Origin of the sequence: Idiomarina sp., from assembly GCF_048260185.1 — a bacterium.
Taxonomy (GTDB): Bacteria; Pseudomonadota; Gammaproteobacteria; order Enterobacterales; family Alteromonadaceae; genus Idiomarina.
In genome coordinates this window covers 144,414-165,863 of record NZ_JBLXHB010000003.1, presented here as the reverse complement: position 1 = coordinate 165,863, position 21,450 = coordinate 144,414, and the positions used below count along the sequence as shown (strand labels likewise).

General features: G+C 47.1%; 19 protein-coding genes. 4 read left to right on the top strand and 15 right to left on the bottom strand.

Annotation, left to right across the window (positions count from 1 at the left end; translation table 11 throughout):
* The first annotated feature begins 11 nt into the window (after window positions 1-11).
* Together ACN0RF_RS08485 and ACN0RF_RS08480 are read left to right on the top strand one after the other, a co-directional pair.
* Window positions 12-728 carry a YebC/PmpR family DNA-binding transcriptional regulator gene (locus ACN0RF_RS08485; protein ID WP_011233427.1) on the top strand — a complete coding sequence of 239 codons (717 nt, stop codon included), beginning with the start codon at window positions 12-14 and terminating at the stop codon, window positions 726-728.
* Between the two features lie 73 nt (window positions 729-801).
* Complete coding sequence (locus ACN0RF_RS08480; protein WP_011233428.1) at window positions 802-1,500, top strand: OmpW/AlkL family protein; 699 nt, start codon at window positions 802-804, stop codon at window positions 1,498-1,500.
* Between the two features lie 35 nt (window positions 1,501-1,535).
* Here the strand turns inward: ACN0RF_RS08480 and ACN0RF_RS08475 are convergent, their stop codons facing one another.
* From ACN0RF_RS08475 to ACN0RF_RS08440, 8 genes are all read right to left on the bottom strand, one after another.
* Window positions 1,536-2,060 (bottom strand): response regulator transcription factor, encoded by a 525-nt coding sequence (locus ACN0RF_RS08475; RefSeq protein WP_417438679.1) that lies wholly within the window; start codon window positions 2,058-2,060, stop codon window positions 1,536-1,538.
* A gap of 4 nt (window positions 2,061-2,064) precedes the next feature.
* The gene (locus ACN0RF_RS08470) at window positions 2,065-3,150 is read right to left on the bottom strand and encodes an ATP-binding protein (RefSeq protein WP_417438678.1); all 1,086 of its coding nucleotides are present in this window, start codon (window positions 3,148-3,150) and stop codon (window positions 2,065-2,067) included.
* A 34-nt stretch (window positions 3,151-3,184) separates the two neighbouring features.
* Window positions 3,185-5,287, bottom strand: a complete 2,103-nt coding sequence (locus ACN0RF_RS08465; RefSeq protein ID WP_417438677.1) for a TonB-dependent receptor domain-containing protein — start codon at window positions 5,285-5,287, stop codon at window positions 3,185-3,187.
* 111 nt (window positions 5,288-5,398) lie between these two features.
* A complete protein-coding gene (locus tag ACN0RF_RS08460; protein WP_417438676.1) occupies window positions 5,399-5,710 on the bottom strand; it encodes an ArsR/SmtB family transcription factor in 312 nt (103 codons plus the stop codon).
* A gap of 7 nt (window positions 5,711-5,717) precedes the next feature.
* Window positions 5,718-5,936 (bottom strand): DUF2892 domain-containing protein, encoded by a 219-nt coding sequence (locus ACN0RF_RS08455; protein ID WP_273024013.1) that lies wholly within the window; start codon window positions 5,934-5,936, stop codon window positions 5,718-5,720.
* Window positions 5,937-5,961: 25 nt separating this feature from the next.
* Window positions 5,962-7,167 carry a hypothetical protein gene (locus ACN0RF_RS08450; protein WP_417438675.1) on the bottom strand — a complete coding sequence of 402 codons (1,206 nt, stop codon included), beginning with the start codon at window positions 7,165-7,167 and terminating at the stop codon, window positions 5,962-5,964.
* 2 nt (window positions 7,168-7,169) lie between these two features.
* Window positions 7,170-7,970 (bottom strand): outer membrane lipoprotein-sorting protein, encoded by an 801-nt coding sequence (locus tag ACN0RF_RS08445; protein WP_417438674.1) that lies wholly within the window; start codon window positions 7,968-7,970, stop codon window positions 7,170-7,172.
* The gene (locus ACN0RF_RS08440; RefSeq protein ID WP_417438673.1) at window positions 7,967-10,483 is read right to left on the bottom strand and encodes an efflux RND transporter permease subunit; all 2,517 of its coding nucleotides are present in this window, start codon (window positions 10,481-10,483) and stop codon (window positions 7,967-7,969) included. Before ACN0RF_RS08440 ends, ACN0RF_RS08445 begins: the two co-directional genes overlap by 4 nt.
* A gap of 362 nt (window positions 10,484-10,845) precedes the next feature.
* Here ACN0RF_RS08440 and ACN0RF_RS08435 point away from each other — a divergent pair, with 362 nt between their 5' ends.
* On the top strand, window positions 10,846-13,281 hold the full coding sequence (locus ACN0RF_RS08435; protein WP_417438672.1) for a bacteriohemerythrin: 2,436 nt from the start codon (window positions 10,846-10,848) through the stop codon (window positions 13,279-13,281).
* Between the two features lie 133 nt (window positions 13,282-13,414).
* On the opposite strand, the gene ACN0RF_RS08430 is transcribed toward ACN0RF_RS08435, so the two are convergent.
* The 5 genes from ACN0RF_RS08430 to narL form a co-directional block, all read right to left on the bottom strand.
* The gene (locus ACN0RF_RS08430; protein WP_417438671.1) at window positions 13,415-14,587 is read right to left on the bottom strand and encodes an acyl-CoA dehydrogenase; all 1,173 of its coding nucleotides are present in this window, start codon (window positions 14,585-14,587) and stop codon (window positions 13,415-13,417) included.
* Window positions 14,588-14,606: 19 nt separating this feature from the next.
* A complete protein-coding gene (locus tag ACN0RF_RS08425) occupies window positions 14,607-15,263 on the bottom strand; it encodes a helix-turn-helix domain-containing protein (protein ID WP_417438670.1) in 657 nt (218 codons plus the stop codon).
* 118 nt (window positions 15,264-15,381) lie between these two features.
* Window positions 15,382-15,579 (bottom strand): YfhL family 4Fe-4S dicluster ferredoxin, encoded by a 198-nt coding sequence (locus tag ACN0RF_RS08420; RefSeq protein WP_011233443.1) that lies wholly within the window; start codon window positions 15,577-15,579, stop codon window positions 15,382-15,384.
* Window positions 15,576-16,874 carry a tRNA 5-hydroxyuridine modification protein YegQ gene (gene yegQ, locus ACN0RF_RS08415; protein WP_417438669.1) on the bottom strand — a complete coding sequence of 433 codons (1,299 nt, stop codon included), beginning with the start codon at window positions 16,872-16,874 and terminating at the stop codon, window positions 15,576-15,578. The genes ACN0RF_RS08420 and yegQ overlap by 4 nt, the downstream gene beginning before the upstream one ends.
* Window positions 16,875-17,010: 136 nt before the next feature.
* The gene (gene narL / locus ACN0RF_RS08410; protein WP_417438668.1) at window positions 17,011-17,670 is read right to left on the bottom strand and encodes a two-component system response regulator NarL; all 660 of its coding nucleotides are present in this window, start codon (window positions 17,668-17,670) and stop codon (window positions 17,011-17,013) included.
* Window positions 17,671-17,918: 248 nt separating this feature from the next.
* Here narL and ACN0RF_RS08405 point away from each other — a divergent pair, with 248 nt between their 5' ends.
* A complete protein-coding gene (locus tag ACN0RF_RS08405; RefSeq protein ID WP_417438667.1) occupies window positions 17,919-19,223 on the top strand; it encodes a nitrate/nitrite transporter in 1,305 nt (434 codons plus the stop codon).
* A gap of 19 nt (window positions 19,224-19,242) precedes the next feature.
* Here ACN0RF_RS08405 and ACN0RF_RS08400 read toward each other — a convergent pair whose 3' ends face one another.
* Both ACN0RF_RS08400 and ACN0RF_RS08395 read right to left on the bottom strand, forming a co-directional pair.
* Window positions 19,243-21,039 carry an ATP-binding protein gene (locus ACN0RF_RS08400; RefSeq protein WP_417438666.1) on the bottom strand — a complete coding sequence of 599 codons (1,797 nt, stop codon included), beginning with the start codon at window positions 21,037-21,039 and terminating at the stop codon, window positions 19,243-19,245.
* Window positions 21,040-21,113: 74 nt separating this feature from the next.
* Window positions 21,114-21,389, bottom strand: coding sequence for a hypothetical protein (locus ACN0RF_RS08395; protein ID WP_417438665.1), 276 nt, complete (start codon window positions 21,387-21,389; stop codon window positions 21,114-21,116).
* Window positions 21,390-21,450 lie beyond the last annotated feature (61 nt).

Here is a 21,450-nt window from a genome sequence, read left to right as displayed (position 1 = left end):
AGAAATTCAGAATGGGTCGCGCCTATCAAAACCGAAAAGATTCAATTGCTAAAACGGCGAATGCAAAGAGCAAAGTCTATAGCCGTTATGGCCGTGAAATTTACGTTTGCGCCAAGCAAGGTGGTGGAGATCCTGATGGCAACCTCGCGCTTCGAGGCTTAATAGATCGGGCGAAAAAAGATCAGGTTCCTGCTCACGTTATTGAAAAAGCAATAGACAAGGCGCAGGGCGGAGCAGGAGAGGACTTTTCTCCGGCGCGTTACGAAGGTTACGGACCCAGCAACTGTATGGTTATCGTCGAGTGTTTAACCGATAACCCGAACCGTACCTTTGGCGATGTCCGGAACTGCTTTACCAAAAGTAAATCAAAAATTGGCGCTCAGGGCAGTGTTGCGCATTCGTTTGATCACTGTGCGATTTTTGCCTTCCGGCATGACAATGAAGACGAAGTGCTGGAAGCCATGATGGAAGCTGATGTTGATGTTACCGACGTCGAATTCGAAGATGGTCTGGTTACCGTATTTGCGCCAAATACCGAGTACGCGGCAGCCCGTCAGGCCTTAACTCATGCGTTTCCTGATATTGATTTTGAAGCCGACGAAATTCAGTTTTTACCTCAGGTAACGACCAGTATAGCTGAAGATGATTTACCAATGTTTGAACGTTTGATGGATATGCTGAACGATTTGGATGACGTTCAAAACATTTACCATAATGCCGAACACTAGGTTGATGCAGATCAACTCGGTTATTCAGTAAACCTTATAAACTTCAGGGGTCTTCATTAACAAGGAGTTCCCCATGAAGCTTAAAGCATTATCGTGCGGTGTATTGTTAGGCTTGCTAAGCACTTCTGCATTAGCAAATGATTTTTCTATCAACGTTGGTGCCATCTCTGTCATGCCTGATGACAGCAGTAGTCACTTGAACGTTGTTGAGTCAGTAGCTGGTTTACCAGAGAACAGTACTGGCGTTGGTGTAAACACGAATACTCAGTTAGGTTTAACTTTTGATTATAAGTTAACTGAAAACTGGACGCTTGAACTGGTTGCAGCAACACCGTTCAGCCATGATATTACCGCAACAGGTTCGTTGGCTGGGCTGAAAATAGGTAAAACCAAGCATTTGCCACCAACCTTGCTGGCGCAATATCATTTTGATATCGACAGTGAAATGTTTAAACCTTTCGTCGGTATTGGTGTTAACTACACAGCTTTCTTTGATGAGCAAGTCGACCCGCAGTTGCGCTCAACGTTAGGCGACCTGGGTGTTGTTACCGACAATGACGATGTCTCTTTAGCGCTGAAAAACAGCTGGGGCTATGCTCTGCAAGCTGGTGTAAATGTCGATTTGAGTGAAAACTGGGGTCTTCACTTCATGGTCAGCCGCATGGATATCGATACCACGGGTGATGTTCGTGTGAACGGTAATACCATTGAAAGTGTTGATGTTGATATCGACCCTTACGTTGCTATGGCCGGTGTTCGCTATAACTTCTAAAGCCTTTGCGCCGCTCGTCCCCGGGCGGCGCATTTTTAATGTGGCGAGCGTTTCGACAATTTGCGCTGTAACGTACGCCGATGCATTCCCAGTTCTCGTGCTGTCTTAGAAACATTTCCCTGATTGTCATGCAAGGCTCTTTGAATATATTCCCATTCTATTTGCCCTGGAGTCATAGGTTTCACTGCTTCTTGTGCTTCTGATTCTATTCCCTTCAAGCGGGCCAGCAATTCATTGAGTGTAACGGGCTTGCTAATGTAATCTGTCGCCCCTCGTTTCATAGCCTCAACGGTTGTGGCTATGCTTGCGTAACCTGTTAACATAATAAAATGGGTGGGTGCAAAGCGGTGTTTCAATTGCGTAATTGAGTCGAGCCCGGACTCATTTCCCAGCATCATATCCAGAATGATGGCGTGCACAGTTTGTTCTGAGGTGGCATTCAAGGCTGCTTTACCAGAAGTGAAGGTTTGAACTTGGTAGCCGCCTTTAAGCTCCAGGCGTCGCTGCATTACGCTTAAGAAGGGTACGTCGTCATCAATAAGTAGAACGGTATCGGTCATAAGTTTACTCTGGACACTCGTCTAAAGGAGAACAAGGCAAAGTTACCAGCGTCACCAGGTTGTCTGACTCACGGAACCAAATAACTTTACCATGAAACTTTTCGATAGTCGCATTACTGACGGTTGCTCCAATGCCATGCCCGGCCGTACTTGGCAGGAAACGTTGTCCCAGCTCCTTTATCGTCTGTTCACTCAACCTATTGCTTCTATTGACTACTTTTATCCGCCATTGTGAGTTAAAAACTTCTGAGTATACGGTGACTTTGGGATCTGATGTATCTACGGCCGCATCACAGGCATTTACAATAATACTGGTTAGGGCGGGAAGTAATGTGCGATCAGCAATCAGCTTGCCGGAGTCATCGAGGTTGTTCGTTTGCCATTGGATTTCCGTTTCTGGTCGGGCTATAGACATCAGATATTTTACTTCTGACCATAGAGGTCCTATCTGAAAATGATCTGATTTCTGCATTCGAATGTCCTCTGCAATAAGACGCCATTCTGACAGCTTTTGATGTATTCGCTGAAACTGCTTCTGCAGAGAAAGTAACCAGTCGGGGGTTGTCGATAACTGCTCAATACCTTCCTCTAACAAGAGTTGTGCGGATTGCACAGGTGTTGCCACTTCGTGGGTGAGTTGTGCGGCAGCAGTTCCTATTGCCAAAAGCTGCTCATTGCGTAATTGTCGTTCTCTAAGCTGCTGAATATCCGCTTCCTTTTTCGATATTTGATATTTGAAGTACAAGGTAACGACAGCAATAATTGCACTGGTTATGACGAAACTAATAATCATGGATTCGAAATGGGCGTTCATTCCGTTGTGTGCGTGGTTTACTGTGGAGAATGGAATAAGCTGCGCTAACTGTCCCCCTACACTGACTAACCATAATAAGAGCGCCGGAACATGGGGAAGCCACATAAAGGAGAGCACAACGGGAACGAGTAAAACAGCATTGAAAGGGTTACTGGCAGCGCCATTGAACGCGATAATGCTATTTAGTATGAGTATTTCCGCGAGTAAAAAAACAAAAATAATGAAGTGAGGAAAGTGGCGATGGCGGGTAAGCGCCATCGCAATAATTAATAGCATAAGAGTTCTCGCGGTGCGTTTTTTATTAGCTTAATTAAAATGAGTAACGAATACCAAAGTTAACTGAGCGCCCTGCGCCGGCTATATTATTAAACCCTTGCTCCGGATTGTTGTTATATTGAGCAATATTAACACCTCCCAAAGGCTGCTGGTAGAAGGTATCAAATAGGTTAGTAACACCCAGTGTCAGAGTCAGTTGTGGCCACTTGTATTGCCCTTGCCAGTTTACCAGATGGTAACTGTCGGTCATATTTTCGAGACGACGAGGATCAACGCGATCCTTTTTAGCAACCCACTCCCAGCTTAAACTTTGCAGCCAATTTCCATTTTCCTGATGTAGGCTTAAGACACTGTTAAGAGGCTTTATTTGGTAGAGGGGCTGCTCATCAATGTCTCGTTCTCCCCGAGTGTAACTGACGCTACCTTGTAGTGATAACAACCCGAGTAATCCAGATGTATTCCAGCTTTTCCCGGCGTTAATATTTACGCCAATCAGCTCAGCATCTTCATTGACCATTTGTAAGATATTACGTTGCCCGGTGGGGATATCGGAGCGATTAAACTGACCAATAACCTCTGCATCAATAGCATCGGAAATTTGGGTGTAATAAGGGCTAATGCTGAAGTCCCAATTGTTGTCGCTATTGTATGCATAGCTTGCACTAAGAGTGTGTGCCGTTTCGGGTTTTAGGTCTATATTTCCAACGTAGCCGTTAGCGTCGCCAAACCAGCCGATCATGGTTGTTGCCATGACTCCACGGCCCCAACTGTAACGTTCATATAGGTTAGGGGCCCGGTTTTTTGTTGCTATTCCAAATTCTAGCGACTGGTTTGAATCTATGGTGTATAAAGCCGTCAGTGTCAGGTCGATAAGCCAGTCAGACTGACTGCGGTTTGACGCGTTAAACTCATCAGCCGCCGCTGCATCAGCGTTAGGCATACCCATCATTGGCATTCGGTTGTAGGGTTGAACGGCTCCGGTGTCTGTATGTACTTGCTCAATACGAACCCCGGAACTGAGTTGCCATTGCTTAGCAGGTTGCCAGTCCAGCTCGGTATAAGCCGCTATTCGGCGACGTTCTCCATCATTAATATTCAGGTAATCGTTAGGCCCCATCATGGCTGATGATTCTAACGCTGGCCAGTAGTCGTCAAGTTGATACAAAAAAGACTCCTGGCCAACGTATAATGTGGCACCGTCAAGAATAGGCCATTGCCATTCAAGTTTGTAGCTAAAGTCATCGGCGTCGGTCAGCATAGGCATCATACCGGGCTTTTCTTGAGTGAAAAATCCCATCTCGTGCTTCACCCCTTGCCAATTCAGTTGGGCCTGAAACTTCCCCTCATTATTTAGCGAACTTTGATAACGCAAAATAACTCCGGTACTTTGGTTATCCGTCATATCCATGTACTGGTTAGCAAACCCCTGAAATGGAATACTTTGATGATTTACCTTAAATGACAACTGCTGTTCAGAGTCTTTCCAGGAACCGATGAGTGAATGGTTTTGCGCTCGATATAAGGTATCCAGTACTCGGTTTCCATTTCCGTCATCGTAGCTTTTAGCATCTTCATAAGCTCCCTGATATTGAATAGTTAAGTCATGGCTAGACCACTCAGCACCAGCACTGGTTAGCCAGTGAGACGCGTTAGATTGATACTCGGCAGCTAAATAACCTTTGTTCCAGGAAAGCTCCTGTGAGTCGGTAAAGTTAGGGTTTATCTGGTCAACCCGGATGACGCCTGCAATATTGTCGCCTCCCATCCGCACAGGGCTGATTCCTGCGATAACCTGAGTTACTTCAATCTGGCTGGACGAAACGTAAGATAAAGGTGGGTTCATCTGATTCGCACAGGAGGCAGTCAGCTCATTGCCGTCGATACTTACTTTTATGCGGTCACCCATCATACCATTAAGGACAGGAAGTGCGGACACGCCCCCGGCAGCCGAAAAGTCGACGCCTTGTTCTTTTAGAAGTTGGCTCGCATCTCCTAGCGCTGACTCGGGTTTTGTTGTCTTAATCTGAATAATTTCATCTATTTTAATCGGCTCTTTGGCGGCAAGCGGAGAAGCCATGCCAACTAAAGTTAAAGCAATAACTGAAAGAGGAAAAATTGAACGTAAGTGCCGGGACATCGTTAGCGGTATCCTTATTCTGAAAGTGAACCCCAAGTGTGAGGTTCATTTTAAGGAGGTTCCGGCAGTTGTTCGATGCGACAAAAGGTAGCATCCCTTTAGGAGTACTACTTAAAGTGAGGGGCAGAATTTATCTTTTAATAACTTCATAAAAGCTTCGGTGTCCGGGTCTTTTATAGAGTAGTACACGGTTTGCGACTCTTTACGAATGCTGACCAACTGCTGCTGACGCAATACCGCAAGATGTTGTGAAAAAGCTGACGGGCTTAAGTCAAAAAACTGGTGAAGTTGACCCACACTTTGTTCACCTAAAGCCAATCGACATAAAATTTGTAAACGGTGGGGGTTACCTAAAGAGCGCAGAAAGCTCGCTGCATTCTGCGCTTCTTCCTGAAGCATCTCTTGTGATTCAGTTGTACTCATAGTGTTTTTATTTTCCTGCTTTTTCTAACTCTCGCTCAGTCTTCAATCCTAACGCTTTTTTCATAAAAATGCTTGCCGGACAAAAGCCAGTGAAAGACTGTTGAAATAGGTTGGCGCCGACAAATACGGTTAGCCATACCCAGTTGGGATGAACCCAATACGTTAAAGCGACTGATAACAGTACCATAAAGCCGGCAAAGGCGGTTAAAGCTCTTTCTACGCTCATCGGAAAACTCCTTCAATTTCTCGCATTAAAAGGCGTACCTCATACGCAGGTACGCATTGTTATTCTCCGTAAACTGACCGAAAAAGGTATTCGGAGTCTGGCGGAAGAACAGGTTAAAACCACCGCTGAATGACCAATTGTCGTCAATGCGGTAGTCAAATGTGGGGCGCAAGTAGCCGTCGTTTTGATTCGGCGATACAAAAGCAAACAGCGACAGATTCAGATCGTCACGCTCGTCGCGCCATGTGAGCCGGGTGGTGAATACTGTGCGCGTTTGGTTGTCGCCTTTCTCAATGTAGGCCTGAAAGCCGCCGGTAAATCGTGTCCACAGCTCTTGCTCATAGCCAACCAGTGCGCGCCAGTGGTCTGCTGCGTCGTGACGGTTGTAATTAGCGACTTCGGTATTCACCAGTCCTGGCCCCAGAGGCATTCGAACGGAGGCGCCAACCACAGTTAAGCGGCCGAAGGTGGGTTGGAAGTTGTCAGTCACTGCCTCCGGGCTTTTGGTAAATCCGTCGTAACCATAGACGGCGTATTCCACACCTTTGTAATTACGGAACAAGCGCAAAGCGTATTCATCGCGCGTAGGCTCAACAAACTGAATGGACGGATCGTTGCCGGTCAACTGCTGGGTTAGCGGATTAAAATAAGAAATGCGTTCACCGCGAATGTAATTGTCGTGGTCAAACTCAGGTGACCAGACAAAGTCGACATTGAACCAGTCGAAGTAGCTGGTCACGCGCAGTGCGTCAGATGGTGCTTTCAAGTATTCCTGGTCACGCCCGACAAAAAAGGATTGCCAGTCTTTAGGGAACAGGTCGTTAAGGAATAGGTAGTCGCCAGTACCCCAGGTGAGTACCTGTCGTCCAACTTTTATATCGGTGTTATCGAAAACCGTGAACTGGGCATTAAGTTCGCGAATTTGGCCATGCCAGCTTTCATCAAATCCGTCGTACCAGCCGTCGGCTTTCGCAGTCCAGGTGGTGTTCTGCCAGCGCTCATCAAACCCCAGCTGTAGTCGAGGCTCAGCAATAGACAGACGCTTGTGATAGGGGGAGGATTCAAACCGCCCGCCTATTGCGGCCTCAACATAACCATAGACATTGACGCTCTGATTTTGTTCCACGCCCCAGTCACTTTCCCATTGTTCGTCGCTCCAGGAGTCCTGTGCAATGCTGCTTTGCGTAACAATGCAAAGGACGGTAAAGAGGAAAAACTTTATGTTTTGCATGGTTAGTCTCTCAGTTGTAACCATTCTGCCGGGGGGTTACGCAGACTGCGCTCGCTGAAAATACTGTCCGGCATGCCAAGATTGTATTGCATAAAGCGGAACTGCATTTCGGTGTTACCGCCATTTTCAAGGTCCGATATGCGCGAGTGCGTCACTGTTGGGTAGCCTTGTACCGTCTCAATTTTTAGTACTTCCATTTTTCGGTAGGCTTCGCCGCTGTCGTTATAAAAGGTGCTTTCTACCGGCAGCATATGCTTTTTATAAATGACTACTTCGTAGTAGCTGAACTCGACGTTGCCAGGGTCTTTCGGTGTACCTTTTAATACGTAACTGTCTTCGTTTTCAGAAATAAGCTCGTAGTTATCCAGCGCCGTATCGCGGCCGGAAACGTCTTCGTAGAAAAAGTGTGACCCCACAAAAGAGGTGCGCTTATCGCCAGCGGATATACGCTTTACTAAATCGAGATCAGGTAAATACAACCAACGGTCATCGTCGTCGTTGACTTGTTTGACCACACGGAACACCGTGTCGCGCACGTCAGCAGGGCGTGAGAAAAATATCATCATGTCTTGTACGCCGCCGTCCTGCTGGTCTTTACGCAAAATGGTGAATTGGCGCATTTGTTGGCGGTCCTGATTATCGGTAATAATCATGCGCGCCGCACTGCGACCGTCATCGCCCGAGTAATAGGCGTTTAATTCAGCTTGTTCGACAATCTCACGAGCGCTTTTTTCAGCGCTAATAGCCTGGCTACTAATGAATAACAACGCAGCCGATACAGCAGTTAAAAATAAAGCTTTCATGATTGACCTCCACGGAATATCAGGCGGCTAAAGGCAGTCATTACCGCCGGGAGCATAATAAGTGTCACTATGGCGGATATCGCCATAATGCTGGCCAGGAATACACCCACTGTAATGTAGGGCACTAACGGTGCGAACAGCAGTGGCGTAAAGCCAATGGCAATGACAATGGCATTGCGCGAAATAGCACGCGCGGGCTCGTCAAACATAACTACCAGAGTGTTTTTCCAGTTGCCGGTTTGCTTGAAGGTAGCGCGGGTACGTTCAATAAAGTGAATGGCAAAGTCCACCGACAGTCCAAGCGTCAGCGACGACAACACCGCAATAGGCATGTCGTAGTCTTTACCTACCCAGCCGATAAGACCATAAATAAAGGCAATGGTCAGACTTAGCGGCAGCATAGCCAGCACACCGAAGACCACCGAGCGGAACAGCAGTACCATCATAATAAACACCACCACAAAAGCGCTGATTAAGCTATCCAGCATGCCTTCGACCATGGCTTCCTGCCACACCACGTTCAGGTAAGCTTTACCGGCCCAGTCTATTTCAATGTTAGCGGGCAATGGATTGTCCTGAATGTAGTTATCGACAGCGTTGACGACCTTGGTTACGTGCTGGTTGTCACCGCTGGTCAGCTGCAGCCACATTAAGCTGCGTTGGTAGTCCGGTGTAACAAAGTGCCAGAGATCCTGCGGACGGTGCGATGACTGGTACTGCAACAGGGTTTGCGCAACGCCGTTGGCATTGTCCGGCAGCTCGTAGTCTTTCGCTTCGCCTGAGCGTAATTCACGGTTAACCGTCTTGACCACGTCGGACAAACTGTTGGATTTCCCCACTAAACCGGTGGTTTGCAAATACGTTTGCATCTCGCTTATGTAAGCCAGTAATTCGGGACTCTGGAACGCTTTGCTGGCGCTATTCAGCTGTTCTAGCTCTGTCATTAAGCTGTCTAATGGTTCTAATTGGTCGGAACCGACGCTGAAGAGCAGATCATCAATAGCGATAATCCACTGGTTAAAGTCGACTTCTTCTTGCTCAAGAAGGGCACCTAAAGCATCGCGCGATGCTTTTGACAACGCATTGTTACTCAACGCATCCTGCACCGCTGACCGCGCCTTCCCTGTTGTATCTAAGGTGTTCTCAAACACAATGTAAGCGTTGTATGTACCGGCAAAGTGGTCATTCAATACTTCGTCCGCAATGCGCACTTCGTGGTCAGGCTTAAACCAACGCACCGGGTTGTCGTTAATGTTAATTTGCTGAATACCGAACCAGGAAAAAACCAAAACGGCCAGGAAAAAGGCTATCCACAATTTGGCGTGGCGAGCCGCGGTAGCTCCCGTTTTTTGCAGCCAACCTTGTTTATGCTCGTCATGAGTCACTTGAGTAAAGCTTTCCAGCGTTGATGGTTTCAGTGCACAAATATAGGCAGGCACGAAAAGCACCGTAATTAAGAAGGCCAAAAGAATTCCGGAGCCAACGAAAGCGCCGAACACCTGCACCGGTGGAATTGGCGTTAGCATCAGCGAGTAAAAGCCAATAGACGAGGTAATTGAGGTAAATAGCATGGGTGTAAACAAGTGCCCCAGCACGTCTTTTATGGTGTCTTTTGCATTACCTTTTTCACGGTATCGGTCCGAAAACTCGGACATAATGTGCACTGAGTCGACTACCGCAATAGGCATCAGGAAAATAGCGATCATCGACGACATAATGTGTACGGTGAACCCGAGGGCAATTAATGCACCCATGGTAATAAGCACAGTAGACATCGCCACTATCATCGCTGCGCTTATGAAGCGCACATTGCGGAAGAAGAGCCAAAGCAGGGCGAAAATTACCGCTGCCGCTAATGGTGCGGAAATGCCCATTTGCACAAACATTTCATACCCAAACTGGTCTTCAGCAACCGGCAGACCGGTAATATGCCAGTCGTCGCCGCTCTCTAAGGTACTGATTTTGTCACGCAGTTGCTCCGCCAGCGCATAGCTCTCGTCTTTACTTTCAATAGGCACATAAATAGCGGCGGCTTTGTTATCGCCAGAGACAATGGTGTTATAAAGCAGAGGCAGATCTTCAACTTGCTGCTGAATGTATTGGGCTTCGGCATCATTTCCCGGAGGTTGCTTCATCATCCATTCAAAGCGGATGGTGCCCGGGCCTTCCTGGGTAATATTGTCAACGTTAGCCAGCGACATCAGGTCGTCACTGATAACGCCATTCATGGATTCCGCGTAATTCGACACGGTATGCAGGTCGGTTAATGTCTGCTGATTATAAACGCTGTTTTCATTTACTACGCCAACGACAATCATGTCATGCATAGCGAAGGTTTCTTTGACTTCGTTATGAAAAACACGCTGCGGATTGTTGTCCGGCAGCATGTTCTCAGGATCGGTATCTATGGTAATAGACGGGATGAAGGCGGCAACAGCAATAGTGATCAGTGTCAACATCCAGAAAACGCTTCTGCGGTAACCTGTCGCTAATTTCATAATGACATCGATCATGTAAATTCCGAATTAACTAATTTAGATAAAAACGAAATATAGTCGATAATTTCTGATTTGTCATCTATCTTGATGAAAAAATAACAAGGCGACTTCTATGACCACACCACACATTTCGGCAAAAGGCGGCGGTTATGACAATTTCTGATGAAATAAGAACGGGCAATGGATGGTCGGCTAATGAAAGACAGACCGCTTTTACTGAAATGACCGAGATGGTTCTAGAAAGTTTACTAGTTTATTGATCACGATCAAGCAAAAGCCACTTGGCAACTAACAACCCTGTATTATGTGTGACTAATGCCGATGAATAGCAGAACAGACCCTTTGTGGTTGTAGATTCTGCCTGTAGTGGAGTGGTTATGAAGTGGCTCGATTGGTTAACTCGCCCTGTCCAAAAGTTATTTAATTTACTGAGTTTTAGACGAAAATTTAGCTTGATTGGTTTTTTACTCTTTATTCCGGTTATTGTATTGAGTTCGTTGATGGTTAATGACTCACTGGAAAAAAGCCATCAGGTTGAACAAAAGCATGAAGCCGCTCAATACTGGCCAGAATTAAGAGGGCTTTTAGAGCATATCGCCATGCACCGGGGAATGACTGGGAGTGAAGCTCAAAAACGAGAGTTTTCCAGTGAAATAAACCGTTCAGTGCAAGCCATTAATCGTCATTTTAGTGCTCTGGATGACCTCCAAAGTAAACCAGGCCAAAGTCATTTGCTGCCAGAATCATTATTGCTGGAGCTGCGCCGTAAATGGCAGGGCTTGAGCGGTTCAACGGACACTTTTCACCAGCATACTGAGCTTTTGGAAAAGGTCCAAAGTGCGTTAAAGCTGCTTGGCAACAACTCCCAACAACTGTTGGAAAATGATTTACCTAGCTTGTTCTTAGCACGTCTTTCTGTTGAAGAACTGCCGCAGTTAGTTGAGCAGGGAGGTCGCTTAAGGGGGTTGGGAGCTCAATGGTTAAGCGGAAAGGAAAGCCCCGAACTACAGCAGGATGTCACCATTTTAAGCTACGTGCTGGAAAACCAGGTTTCCGACTTTGTGGACGTTGTCGAGAGTTTATCCGAAGAAGTTAACGACCAGGGCTTGTTGATGCAGGCTAAGGCAGCCGAACAGCAGTTAAGATTATTTAGTGAAACCGCTTCGAGTAAGTTAATGGAACGCAATATGTCGGCCAGTGACTTCTTCCGTGAAGGAACTGCCGCGACAGGGGCGTTATTTGCTTTTTACGACAGCGTTATTCCGGCTTATCACTCGAGACTTGAACAGCGCCTGACAAAATTAGATACGGTGATTTGGACCAACGCGGCTTTGATTGTCGGGGTGTTGTTATTGCAGTTACTGTTATTTACCAGCTTATATTTAGGAATTTACCGGGCGGTGTCTGCCAATATTAAAATGGCCAAACAGCTGGCAAATGGCGACCTAAATAGTTTGAGCTCGACAGAGGGGCATGATGAGCTGTCGAAAATAACTCATTACCTGAACTCGGTCGCTATTGAGACCAGTTACTCAGTGGATGCTATACGCAAGTCGAGCGACGGCATGGACAGGCTGGGTAACGGTAATTATCAGGCAATTAAAGAGCTGGCCGAACGGGCAAGAGCTCAGGCTTCGCAAATGCAAAGCGCAGCTGCGGCAGTCGAGCAAATGACGTCGGCGATAAGTGAAGTGTCAGAGTCAACTCAGAAAGCCGCAACAGAAGCTGATAACACCTTGATATCCGCTAAAAATGGGCAGCAGGTTGTTCATACCATGGTGACTGCCATTCAGAGACTTGAGCAAGAAGTGTCCGAATCTCAGCGTGTTATAAAAACATTATCTGAAGATAGCCAGTCTATCTCGAAAATATTACTGACCATTAATGACATTGCCGACCAGACTAATTTGCTGGCGCTGAATGCTGCTATTGAAGCCGCCAGAGCCGGTGAGTCGGGTCGGGGCTTTGCGGTTGTAGCTGATGAAGTCAGACAGTTAGCACAACGGGTACAGGCTTCCACTGGCGAAATACAAAGTGTCATTGGTCGGCTGGAGACCAACACAAACAATGCAGTGCAAACCATGGAGCGCAATAAAACCCTGGCGGGCGAAAATGTTGAACAAGCGAACCGGGCTGCAAGTTCATTATCTGACATTGTCGAAAATGTTGGTGTCATTAACGACCTGAATATTCAGATAGCCTCCACAACGGAAGAGCAGTCTGCGGTAACCATAAATATTCAGGAAAACATTAATTCACTTTCTGAAAGTGCACGAATTGTTGATGAACGCTCGCAAGAAGCGTTAGAAAGCTCAGCTCAATTAACGACTTTAGGCGGCGAAATTAAGTCTCTTGGCGACCGCTATTACATTGAAAAAGACGTTATAGAGCGGCGTCTTTCAGAACAAGACGTACTCATTGAATGGTCGCCGAAGCTGGATGTGGGCATTGAAGAAATTAACCGTCAGCACCAGCGCCTAATTTACATTGCTAATGAGCTGTATCGCCTGAAGCTTCGCGATGGTGATCAGCATGCGTTACAGCGTCTGGTGGACTCGTTAATTAACTACACGGCTACGCACTTTAACTACGAAGAGTTGCTAATGGAGCGTAACGGCTATCCTGACTTAGAAAACCACAAGCTTAAGCACCGCGACTTAGTGCAGGATGTGATGCGCTTCAAACACCGGGTTGATAGCCACGAAGACGTGATTGATGAGCTATTGGAGTTCGTAAAAGCCTGGCTCATGAACCACATTATGAAAAGCGATATGGCTTATAAAGGGCATCTCAACAGCAAAGGTATTCACTAGGGAATTTATAGCCCCAGGCTAATTACCGGGGCTTCTTCACTTTCTTGTCGCTGGGTAAAGTCATCTTTACTGGAAAGGTTTCGCCAGTTGGCTGCCACCAGGCTCTGTCTGGCGACCATGATAAGCTTCGCTATTAAAACGCAGGAATGTCGGTCTGTGAACGACCTAAAATTAACGCGTGAATATCGTGAGTTCCTTCGTAGGTATTCACCGCCTCCAGGTTCATAACGTGGCGAATTACATGATACTCATCGGCAATGCCGTTGCCTCCGTGCATGTCGCGCGCCTGGCGGGCAATATCCAGCGCCTTACCACAGCTGTTTCGTTTAATTAGTGAAATGGCGGTTGGGTTTAAGGTGCCGTTATCGAGCTCGCGCCCGGCTTGCAGGCAGCCTAATAAGCCCAGGCTAATTTCTGTTTGCATGTCGGCCAGTTTTTTCTGTATTAACTGGTTAGCGGCCAACGGGCGACCAAACTGGCTGCGGTCCAGTGTATACTGTCGTGCTGCGTGCCAACAGAATTCAGCCGCGCCAAGCGAACCCCAGGCAATGCCGTAGCGCGCTTTGTTCAAACAACTAAATGGGCCTTTTAAACCTTTAACTTCCGGGAAAATGTGGTCTTCGGACACTTCAACGCCATCCATCACAATTTCGCCGGTAATAGAGGCGCGTAGCGAGAATTTACCGTCAATTTTGGGCGCGCTCAGGCCTTTCATGCCTTTTTCCAGCACAAAACCGCGAATTTCGCCGTCGAGTTTTGCCCAAACGACAAAAACGTCGGCAATCGGAGAGTTTGTGATCCACATTTTAGAACCAGACAGAACATAGCCGTTGTCGGTGCGTTTAGCTGTGGTACGCATGCTGGCTGGATCGGAGCCGGAATCGGGTTCAGTCAGACCAAAACATCCAACCCATTCGCCGCTGGCTAACTTCGGTAAGTATTTTTTGCGTTGTGCTTCGGTACCAAAGGTGTAGATAGGGTGCATGACTAAAGATGACTGCACACTCATCGCACTGCGGTAGCCGCTGTCGACACGCTCAATTTCGCGCGCAATAAGGCCATAACTAACATGGTTCACACCGCTGCCGCCGTATTCTTCCGGTAATGTAGCGCCTAGTAGCCCCATTTCACCCAACTCGTTCATAATCTGGCGATCAAAGTTTTCATTGCGGTTAGCTTCAAGTACACGCGGCATGAGCTTTTCCTGAGCGTAATGATGAGCACTTTGCTGAATCATTTTCTCTTCATCTGACAAAGCATTTTGCCAGTTGAGCGGATCGGACCAATTAAAACCAGCGGATGACATGTAACCTCCTGAAAAAGTACTAAGCGACTCGGCTTTCCAGTGCCGTAAAGTCATTAATAGTGAGAATGGACTGCTCGGTGTTAATCAGCTGCTGTTCTTTCAGTGCAGTGAAAATACGGCTAACAGTTTCAACGGCCAAACCCAGGTAATTGGCAATATCCGTGCGCGTCATTGGCAGTCGGTACTCACTACGGGACAATCCATGTTGATGCATATGCGTGCTTATTGAAAGTAAAAAGGCGACAACTTTTTGTTCCGCACTGGTATTCACAATGTTCAGGTAATGCTTGCTGCAGTTTGCCAGCCGTCGGCTCATAAGCTGCAGAAGGTTACTTTCAACTTTAGGAAGTTCCTGGGCAAATAGTTTGCTCAGTTTTAGTTCGCACAGCATAGAGGTTTCCATGGTCTCGCAATATGTGGCGGCTGAACCACTGGCTAAGCTCTCAAGACCGACAATGTCGCCAACCATATGGAAGCTGGTAATTTGCTGTTTACCATTGCTGTCAATGGTGTAGCACTTCACCGATCCGCTTTTTATTGCGAAAACTGAATTGAGTTTTTGTCCTTCACTAAAAACAACATTACGCTTGTTAAAAAGGTGCGGTTCGCGGCTGCATTTATCCAGAATTTCGACATCGGTTGGCACTAAACCGGCGGGTACGCAAATTGATTGCATGCTGCATTGGCTACATTGAATTGGGGTACGCATAGTCATCTCATCTGCTGAATTATTGATCTGGTTCACTATACAAAACCCTTCAGCAAATTTATCTACCTCTAAAGGGAGATGAGAGTTACCCCTTATCTTGTAGAATATCGACAGCCTCTACCGGACATACCGCGTAACAGTTCGGTGTATCGTAATAACCTTCGCACTCTACGCACTTGTCCTGGTTTATCTCGTAAATGCTGTCGCCCATAGAAATAGCTTCGGTTGGGCATTCGGGTTCGCAAACATCGCAGTTAATACAGCCATCGTTAATGACAATCATGCTACTTTCCTCACGGTTGCTTCTTTTATCAGAAAACAGAAGGGAATATCATTTTTCTCTATGCTAACCGGTGTCTGAAGTTTCACTTGATAACCGGAACCGGGCGCGCGGATCATGGCCTCGTTTTTAAGTGACTCCATGCGTGCCAATTGAAACGGATAGTTGCCTTTGGGTGTCATCAGTAGCAGCTCATCACCAATGGAAAAGCTATTTTTCACCTCAACCTCATACAAGCTGTTGTCGGCGGTTGCTGCTGCCAGTTGACCGACCAGAATATGCTCGCCTTCACTGTGCGAGCGTTCATAATTCTGCAAGTCTTGTGGCGTATGGCGTTGTAAGAAGCCTGCAGTAAACCCACGGTTTGCCATACCTTCCAGTTCGCTAAGCAGTTCGTTATTAAAAGGCTTACCGGCCACGGCGTCGTCAATTGCGCGCCGGTAGACCTGAGCGGTTCTGGCGATGTAATAGTCTGACTTGGTACGGCCTTCAATTTTTAAGGAATGCACACCCATCTCAACTAAGTCCTTTACATATTCAACCGCGCGTAAATCCTTCGAGTTCATGATGTAGGAGCCGTGTATGTCCTCATCCAGCAACATTAAGTCCTGCGGACGCTTCGGGTCGCCGAGAAGTACCGGTTCATATTGACCCACAGCGTTTTCCTTTGCTTCGTGCACTTCATAACCCCAGCGACAGGCATTGGTACAGGCGCCTTGGTTTGGGTCGCGCTTGTTCATGTAACCAGACAGCAGGCAGCGTCCGGAGTAGGCCATGCAGAGTGCGCCGTGTACGAATACTTCAACTTCCATGTCAGGCACTTGCTTGCGCATTTCAGCAATTTCTTTGAGGCCCAGCTCGCGAGACAAAATGACTCGTTCAATACCTTGTTGTTGCCAGAACTGAAGTGCAGCCCAGTTGACCGTGTTGGCCTGTACCGATAAGTGCAGAGGTTGTTCGGGAAAGTATTGTTGCAGCAACATAACCACGCCGGGGTCAGACACAATTAAGGCATCGGGCTTCATGTCGACAATGGTGCAAATGTGTTCAACAAACCGGGCTAGCTTGGCGTTATGCGGCGCAATATTGACCACCACGTAAAAACGCTTTCCCTGCTGATGAGCTTCGTTAATGCACTCGCCTAAGTTCTCCAGGGTAAAGCTGTTATTGCGTACCCGCAGACTATAGCGAGGTTCGCCAGCATAGACGGCATCTGCACCGTAAGCAAAAGCCATACGCATAGCTTCGGGGCTACCGGCAGGACAAAGTAACTCTGGACGGAAATCTGCGGCTGACATAAAACACCTGTATCACCAAATTAACGGTGAAGAATAGCAGAATCAGGGAATTGGCAGCTTGACGCAAATCAAGGAGAGGTAGCGAGGGTAGGGCTGACAGAGTCCCCTCGCAATTATGAACGACTATTATCAGTCATTATTGAGTCGCTTTATTGCCCTGTAGGTTAACCATCCATACGGCGGCCTCAACCCGGGAGCGTAATCCCAGCTTTTTCAGTAAGTGTTTTACGTGCACTTTCACCGTGCCATCTGAAATATCCAGTTCGCGGGCAATGACTTTATTACTCATGCCTTTGGCAATTAAGCTTAAAATTTCGTGCTCGCGATTGGTTAAGTTACTCAATTGCGAAGTGGTTGACTGTGTTGGCTGGCGCAGTGCGGTCGCCAGTATTTCGGTAATGGCTTCGCTTAAAACCATTTTTCCGGTAACCGCACGGTGAATCTGTTCCAGCAGCAGCTCTGGTTCCATGTCTTTTAGCAGGTAACCGTCGGCACCATTGGTTATAGCTGCAACCACGTCATCATCAGCATCGCTCACTGTTAACATGATGATCCGCGAGGTGACTCCTGAGTCGCGGAGTCTTTTCAGAGTTTCTATGCCATCCATACCCTGCATGTTCAAATCCAGAACGATTAAGTCAGGGTCATGCTCTGCTGCTAACAACAAGGCGTCCGGGCCATTACTGGCCTCTGCGACAACGGTCATGTCATCTTCCATCGCAATCAACTGCTTTAATCCTTTACGCAGTAGCGGATGATCATCCACTAGCATAATGCTGGCCGCTTCGGTGGTCATAGTGTTCTCCCTTATAAATTTAACCCGGTTAGTTTGACATAGCTTGTGCACAAATTCACCGCAGACAAGCATGACTTACACTTTTGAATAAAATTCTACCCCGAAAGAGGTAGTTGTTTACCCAATAATAAACCCAAAACTAACTCTTGATGTGAGTTGTATCCAAACCCTCGTAGTTGCACAGTCCTTACTTTGTGAATATGACAATGAATTGCAATGTTATGGGTAAAGCTTCGCAAGCGAATACAATGAGCGATTTTCGTGATTACCTCGGTTCTCGCGCGCTTTCCCGTGGGTTAATACTGAGCGTGTTATTACTGGGTGTTACGTTTTGGGCAAGCTGGAGTGTTATCGTTGTCTTGCTGGCAAAATCAAACCTCCACTTAAGCCCGGTGCAGTTGCTGTCATTAGTTGCTATTGCTGGTGCAAGCGGGGCTGTGTCCAAGCTTTTAGGAACTCTGCTGGCAAACATCCTCGGACGGTGGATGCCTACGGTTATTGCCACTCTCATGCTGCTAATCAGTGTTATCAGCTTTGTGCAATTTTCAGCTGTGCAGCTGAGCTATCCAGTATTGGTTGCTTTAGCCGCTGGGTCAGGCATGGGCTGCATGATGTTTGCGCCCGCATTCGACTTAACTCGCCAGTCAAAGATCATGATCCCCTTACCGTTGTCCATGAGCCTGGTTATTGGCATGATGATATTCTCTCTGTTTTTAGCTCAGTTGGTTGTTCCTCTGCTGGCTACCTGGCAGCTGGCTCCGGCAGATTCCGCTCTTATACTTGAACGCAGTAGTGGTCACTTTTTTTCTCGCATTGAGGCAGGCCAGGCTATTCTGTTAAACAATTTCAGTTTTGTCTGGGCAATTCTTTTTGGCCTGACAGCCATTCTGAGCTCAGCGGCTGCTTTATGGTCAAGCGACAAACAGTCATTACCCAAAGTTACCTTAAGAAAGCTACTGACTCACAATGGGCACGTCTGGTATTGCAGTATTTTGTACAACATGACGTTTGGCAGTTTTATCGGCTTTACTATGGCATTGCCGCTGATGCTGGAATTTGTGTTCGGTTACAGCACCTTAATTCTGGTGTGGATGGGGCCTTTTATTGCTCTGTTAGCCCGGCCCTTCGGGCGTTGGCTGGCAACTATTTTTGGTGGTGCCCTGATAACGCAGGTGAGCCTGTTACTAATGATGATATTTGGGGCTCTGGCTGGCCGCTACATGTATTTTGCTCAACATGGTGCCACTGAACTCTACTTTGAGCCTTTCTTCATCAGCATGCTAGGGCTGATTTTTACCAGCGCTTTAGGGAACGGCTCGGTCGTTGTCAGTATGACCAAAGTCTTTCCCAGAACTTATACTCACAGAGTTTTAATTTGGGCGGGCACTATCGCTATGCTGGGCGCGGTTTATTTGCCCTTGCGTTTCGCCTGGGCTTTGCAGTCGAACAATATGGACACCGTTTATATCGATTTCATTGTTTTCTATGTTATCGGGCTTGTGTTAAACGGTTTTGTCTATTTGCGTCGACATGGTCAGTTTTATAACCCTTAAGGGCGGGCTGCGTATTTCTCTATTGCAATAAGTAGTCCGGTGTAAAGGTGAAGCAAACTTCCGTACCGCCGCTTTCCAGTCTTGAGATTTTTATTTCACCACCAAGATTACGACTGCGTTCCTGCATAATGGCTAAACCGTAGTGATTAACCTTTTCCGCATTCTCAGGTAAACCGATGCCATCATCAGTAATTTTAAGTTCCACGTCCTGTCCACTGGGCTGAGATAGGCTAATGTGTACTTCGCTCCCCTGACTATGGTTTACCGCATTCTGACTGGCTTCACGAATAATTTGCAGTAAATGGATCTCTTCATGGGGCACCAGCGGAATATTGTTAAGACGGTAATCCAGGTGTATCGCCATATTACTTTGTTCAGTCAACTGCTTAACCGTCGTTTGTAATGCGCTGTATAGGCCTGAGCCATCAACTTTTAAGCGGAAGGTCGTTAGCAACTCCCGCAACTGTCGGTAGGCTGAGTTTAGGCCTTCTCTCAGTTCGCTACTGACATCATCTATCGTGGCGCGATCGTTCTTCTCAATGCCTTTGTGTAGTCTCGTAACCTGAATTTTTAAGTAGGACAAAGCCTGTGCCAGTGAGTCGTGAAGCTCGCGGGCTATAACGGTACGCTCATGCATTAGCGCAAGCCGGCGCACTTGCTCTTCCTCAGATTTCAGGCTTTGCGATAAGGCCAGCTGGTCGGCTGTAGAGCTCATCAATTGCTGTTGCCAGGTAGCCAGAGGCTGTCCCTGTTCGCAGCGAACAATTAATACACCGTAGTTTTGATCTTCCCGTTTTAGCACAAAGCGATAAACCAGCTTGTCTTCTATTACTGAAGCACCAGGGCCAGCTTTAAGGCAGGTTGCGCAGTCACCGGCTTCACAGGGTTCGTGTGAATTGGGACGCGGTTGCAGTTGCAAAAACGGGCGGTTGCCTTCTTCCGTTAACAGGCATAATTCAATGTCATTTACTTCACCAATTTCGTAGAGCTTTTCGATAACTTGCTGGTAATTATTGTAGTCATAACTGTGTACGATAATGGAGCGGGCGGTATCGTACAGAAAGGACAACACCTTGTTTTTGCGCGACAGCTCCTGAGTTTGTTGCTCTACCCGACGTTCAAGGCCGCCATAAAAGTAGCTGACCGTTTCCGACATTTTGTTCATTGTGCGGGACAGCTGGCCTATTTCATCTTCGTTATCGATTTTTGACTTAGCGGTAAAGTCGCCCTGACCCAAACGTTTGGAAACTGCCAGCAGGTGTCGAAGCGGCTGGTTGATTTTCCGTTTTAGCACGGTAAGTAAAAAGAAAAATATGGCAACGATAAAAAATGAGGCTAAAGCCAGCGAGCTACGAACCGTCTCCATTCGTCTTTCCGAATGCTCTTGTAGCTGGCCGACCAGAGTGTCCAGCTGATTCACATAGTTGTCTATGGCGTTACTTTGTTGCTGAGAAAAGCGAGCAAAATTTTGCTCTGCTATTTCCGAGTGTACCCGCTGCCATTCGGTTCTGGCGTCTTTGGCCAGCTGTTGAATGTTACCGCCGGCTTTGACGAAGTGGCGGTGAAGCAGGGGTTGTTCCCAGAGTGTGTCTATTTCCTGCGCCGTTTTGCTGGCCTGGGCATTCTTGTTTGTGGATAGTTGCAACGCAAACTTATAGGCTTTCATCCGATGTGAGCCCGCAATGTTAATCAGCTCCGCGTCCTGCTCCGATTTTTCTAACAGCCAGAATGCAGATAGCGAAGAGGCGCTGGCAACAATTACGATAAGCGCAAGTGATACTCTGAAGACATTAATTATAGAAGCGTTGCGTATCATTCCGGGCGACGTCCTGAGCGAAAGTTCCGGTACATGATATAGCATTTCGAAAGAGGGGAACAAATAAGTGCAGATTAATTCATCAGGTTATTGCGATGAAGAATTTTCTCGGTTCGGCGTGCTAACTTCTCCATAAAAACTAAGTCTGCTAAGGTTGGCTCTGCGAGTTCGTTGTCCAGGTCGGCCTGCCATTGGCTGACTTCAGCATCCAGCATTTCCATCATTTTTTTAGAGCAACCACGGCAAATACCCTGACACATATCTGCTTCTTTTAAGCCAAAAGGGATGTGCTCGCGAATGACATCGAGTAATTGATACATCGCGGTTTTGGTATCGGGTTTGCGGCTCATACATCCTCCAGTAAACTCCTCACAAAAGAAAAACCAAGCTTCCGCAACAATTGCAGAAGCC

Excerpts from the sequence above, each read along its gene's own strand:
- ACN0RF_RS08485 (WP_011233427.1), top strand. The coding sequence starts at position 12 with ATGGGTCGCGCCTATCAAAACCGAAAAGATTCAATTGCTAAAACGGCG.
- ACN0RF_RS08480 (WP_011233428.1), top strand. The coding sequence starts at position 802 with ATGAAGCTTAAAGCATTATCGTGCGGTGTATTGTTAGGCTTGCTAAGC.
- ACN0RF_RS08475 (WP_417438679.1), bottom strand. The coding sequence starts at position 2,060 with ATGACCGATACCGTTCTACTTATTGATGACGACGTACCCTTCTTAAGC.
- ACN0RF_RS08470 (WP_417438678.1), bottom strand. The coding sequence starts at position 3,150 with ATGCTATTAATTATTGCGATGGCGCTTACCCGCCATCGCCACTTTCCT.
- ACN0RF_RS08465 (WP_417438677.1), bottom strand. The coding sequence starts at position 5,287 with ATGTCCCGGCACTTACGTTCAATTTTTCCTCTTTCAGTTATTGCTTTA.
- ACN0RF_RS08460 (WP_417438676.1), bottom strand. The coding sequence starts at position 5,710 with ATGAGTACAACTGAATCACAAGAGATGCTTCAGGAAGAAGCGCAGAAT.
- ACN0RF_RS08455 (WP_273024013.1), bottom strand. The coding sequence starts at position 5,936 with ATGAGCGTAGAAAGAGCTTTAACCGCCTTTGCCGGCTTTATGGTACTG.
- ACN0RF_RS08450 (WP_417438675.1), bottom strand. The coding sequence starts at position 7,167 with ATGCAAAACATAAAGTTTTTCCTCTTTACCGTCCTTTGCATTGTTACG.
- ACN0RF_RS08445 (WP_417438674.1), bottom strand. The coding sequence starts at position 7,970 with ATGAAAGCTTTATTTTTAACTGCTGTATCGGCTGCGTTGTTATTCATT.
- ACN0RF_RS08440 (WP_417438673.1), bottom strand. The coding sequence starts at position 10,483 with ATGATCGATGTCATTATGAAATTAGCGACAGGTTACCGCAGAAGCGTT.
- ACN0RF_RS08435 (WP_417438672.1), top strand. The coding sequence starts at position 10,846 with ATGAAGTGGCTCGATTGGTTAACTCGCCCTGTCCAAAAGTTATTTAAT.
- ACN0RF_RS08430 (WP_417438671.1), bottom strand. The coding sequence starts at position 14,587 with ATGTCATCCGCTGGTTTTAATTGGTCCGATCCGCTCAACTGGCAAAAT.
- ACN0RF_RS08425 (WP_417438670.1), bottom strand. The coding sequence starts at position 15,263 with ATGCAATCAATTTGCGTACCCGCCGGTTTAGTGCCAACCGATGTCGAA.
- ACN0RF_RS08420 (WP_011233443.1), bottom strand. The coding sequence starts at position 15,579 with ATGATTGTCATTAACGATGGCTGTATTAACTGCGATGTTTGCGAACCC.
- yegQ (WP_417438669.1), bottom strand. The coding sequence starts at position 16,874 with ATGTCAGCCGCAGATTTCCGTCCAGAGTTACTTTGTCCTGCCGGTAGC.
- narL (WP_417438668.1), bottom strand. The coding sequence starts at position 17,670 with ATGACCACCGAAGCGGCCAGCATTATGCTAGTGGATGATCATCCGCTA.
- ACN0RF_RS08405 (WP_417438667.1), top strand. The coding sequence starts at position 17,919 with ATGAGCGATTTTCGTGATTACCTCGGTTCTCGCGCGCTTTCCCGTGGG.
- ACN0RF_RS08400 (WP_417438666.1), bottom strand. The coding sequence starts at position 21,039 with ATGATACGCAACGCTTCTATAATTAATGTCTTCAGAGTATCACTTGCG.
- ACN0RF_RS08395 (WP_417438665.1), bottom strand. The coding sequence starts at position 21,389 with ATGAGCCGCAAACCCGATACCAAAACCGCGATGTATCAATTACTCGAT.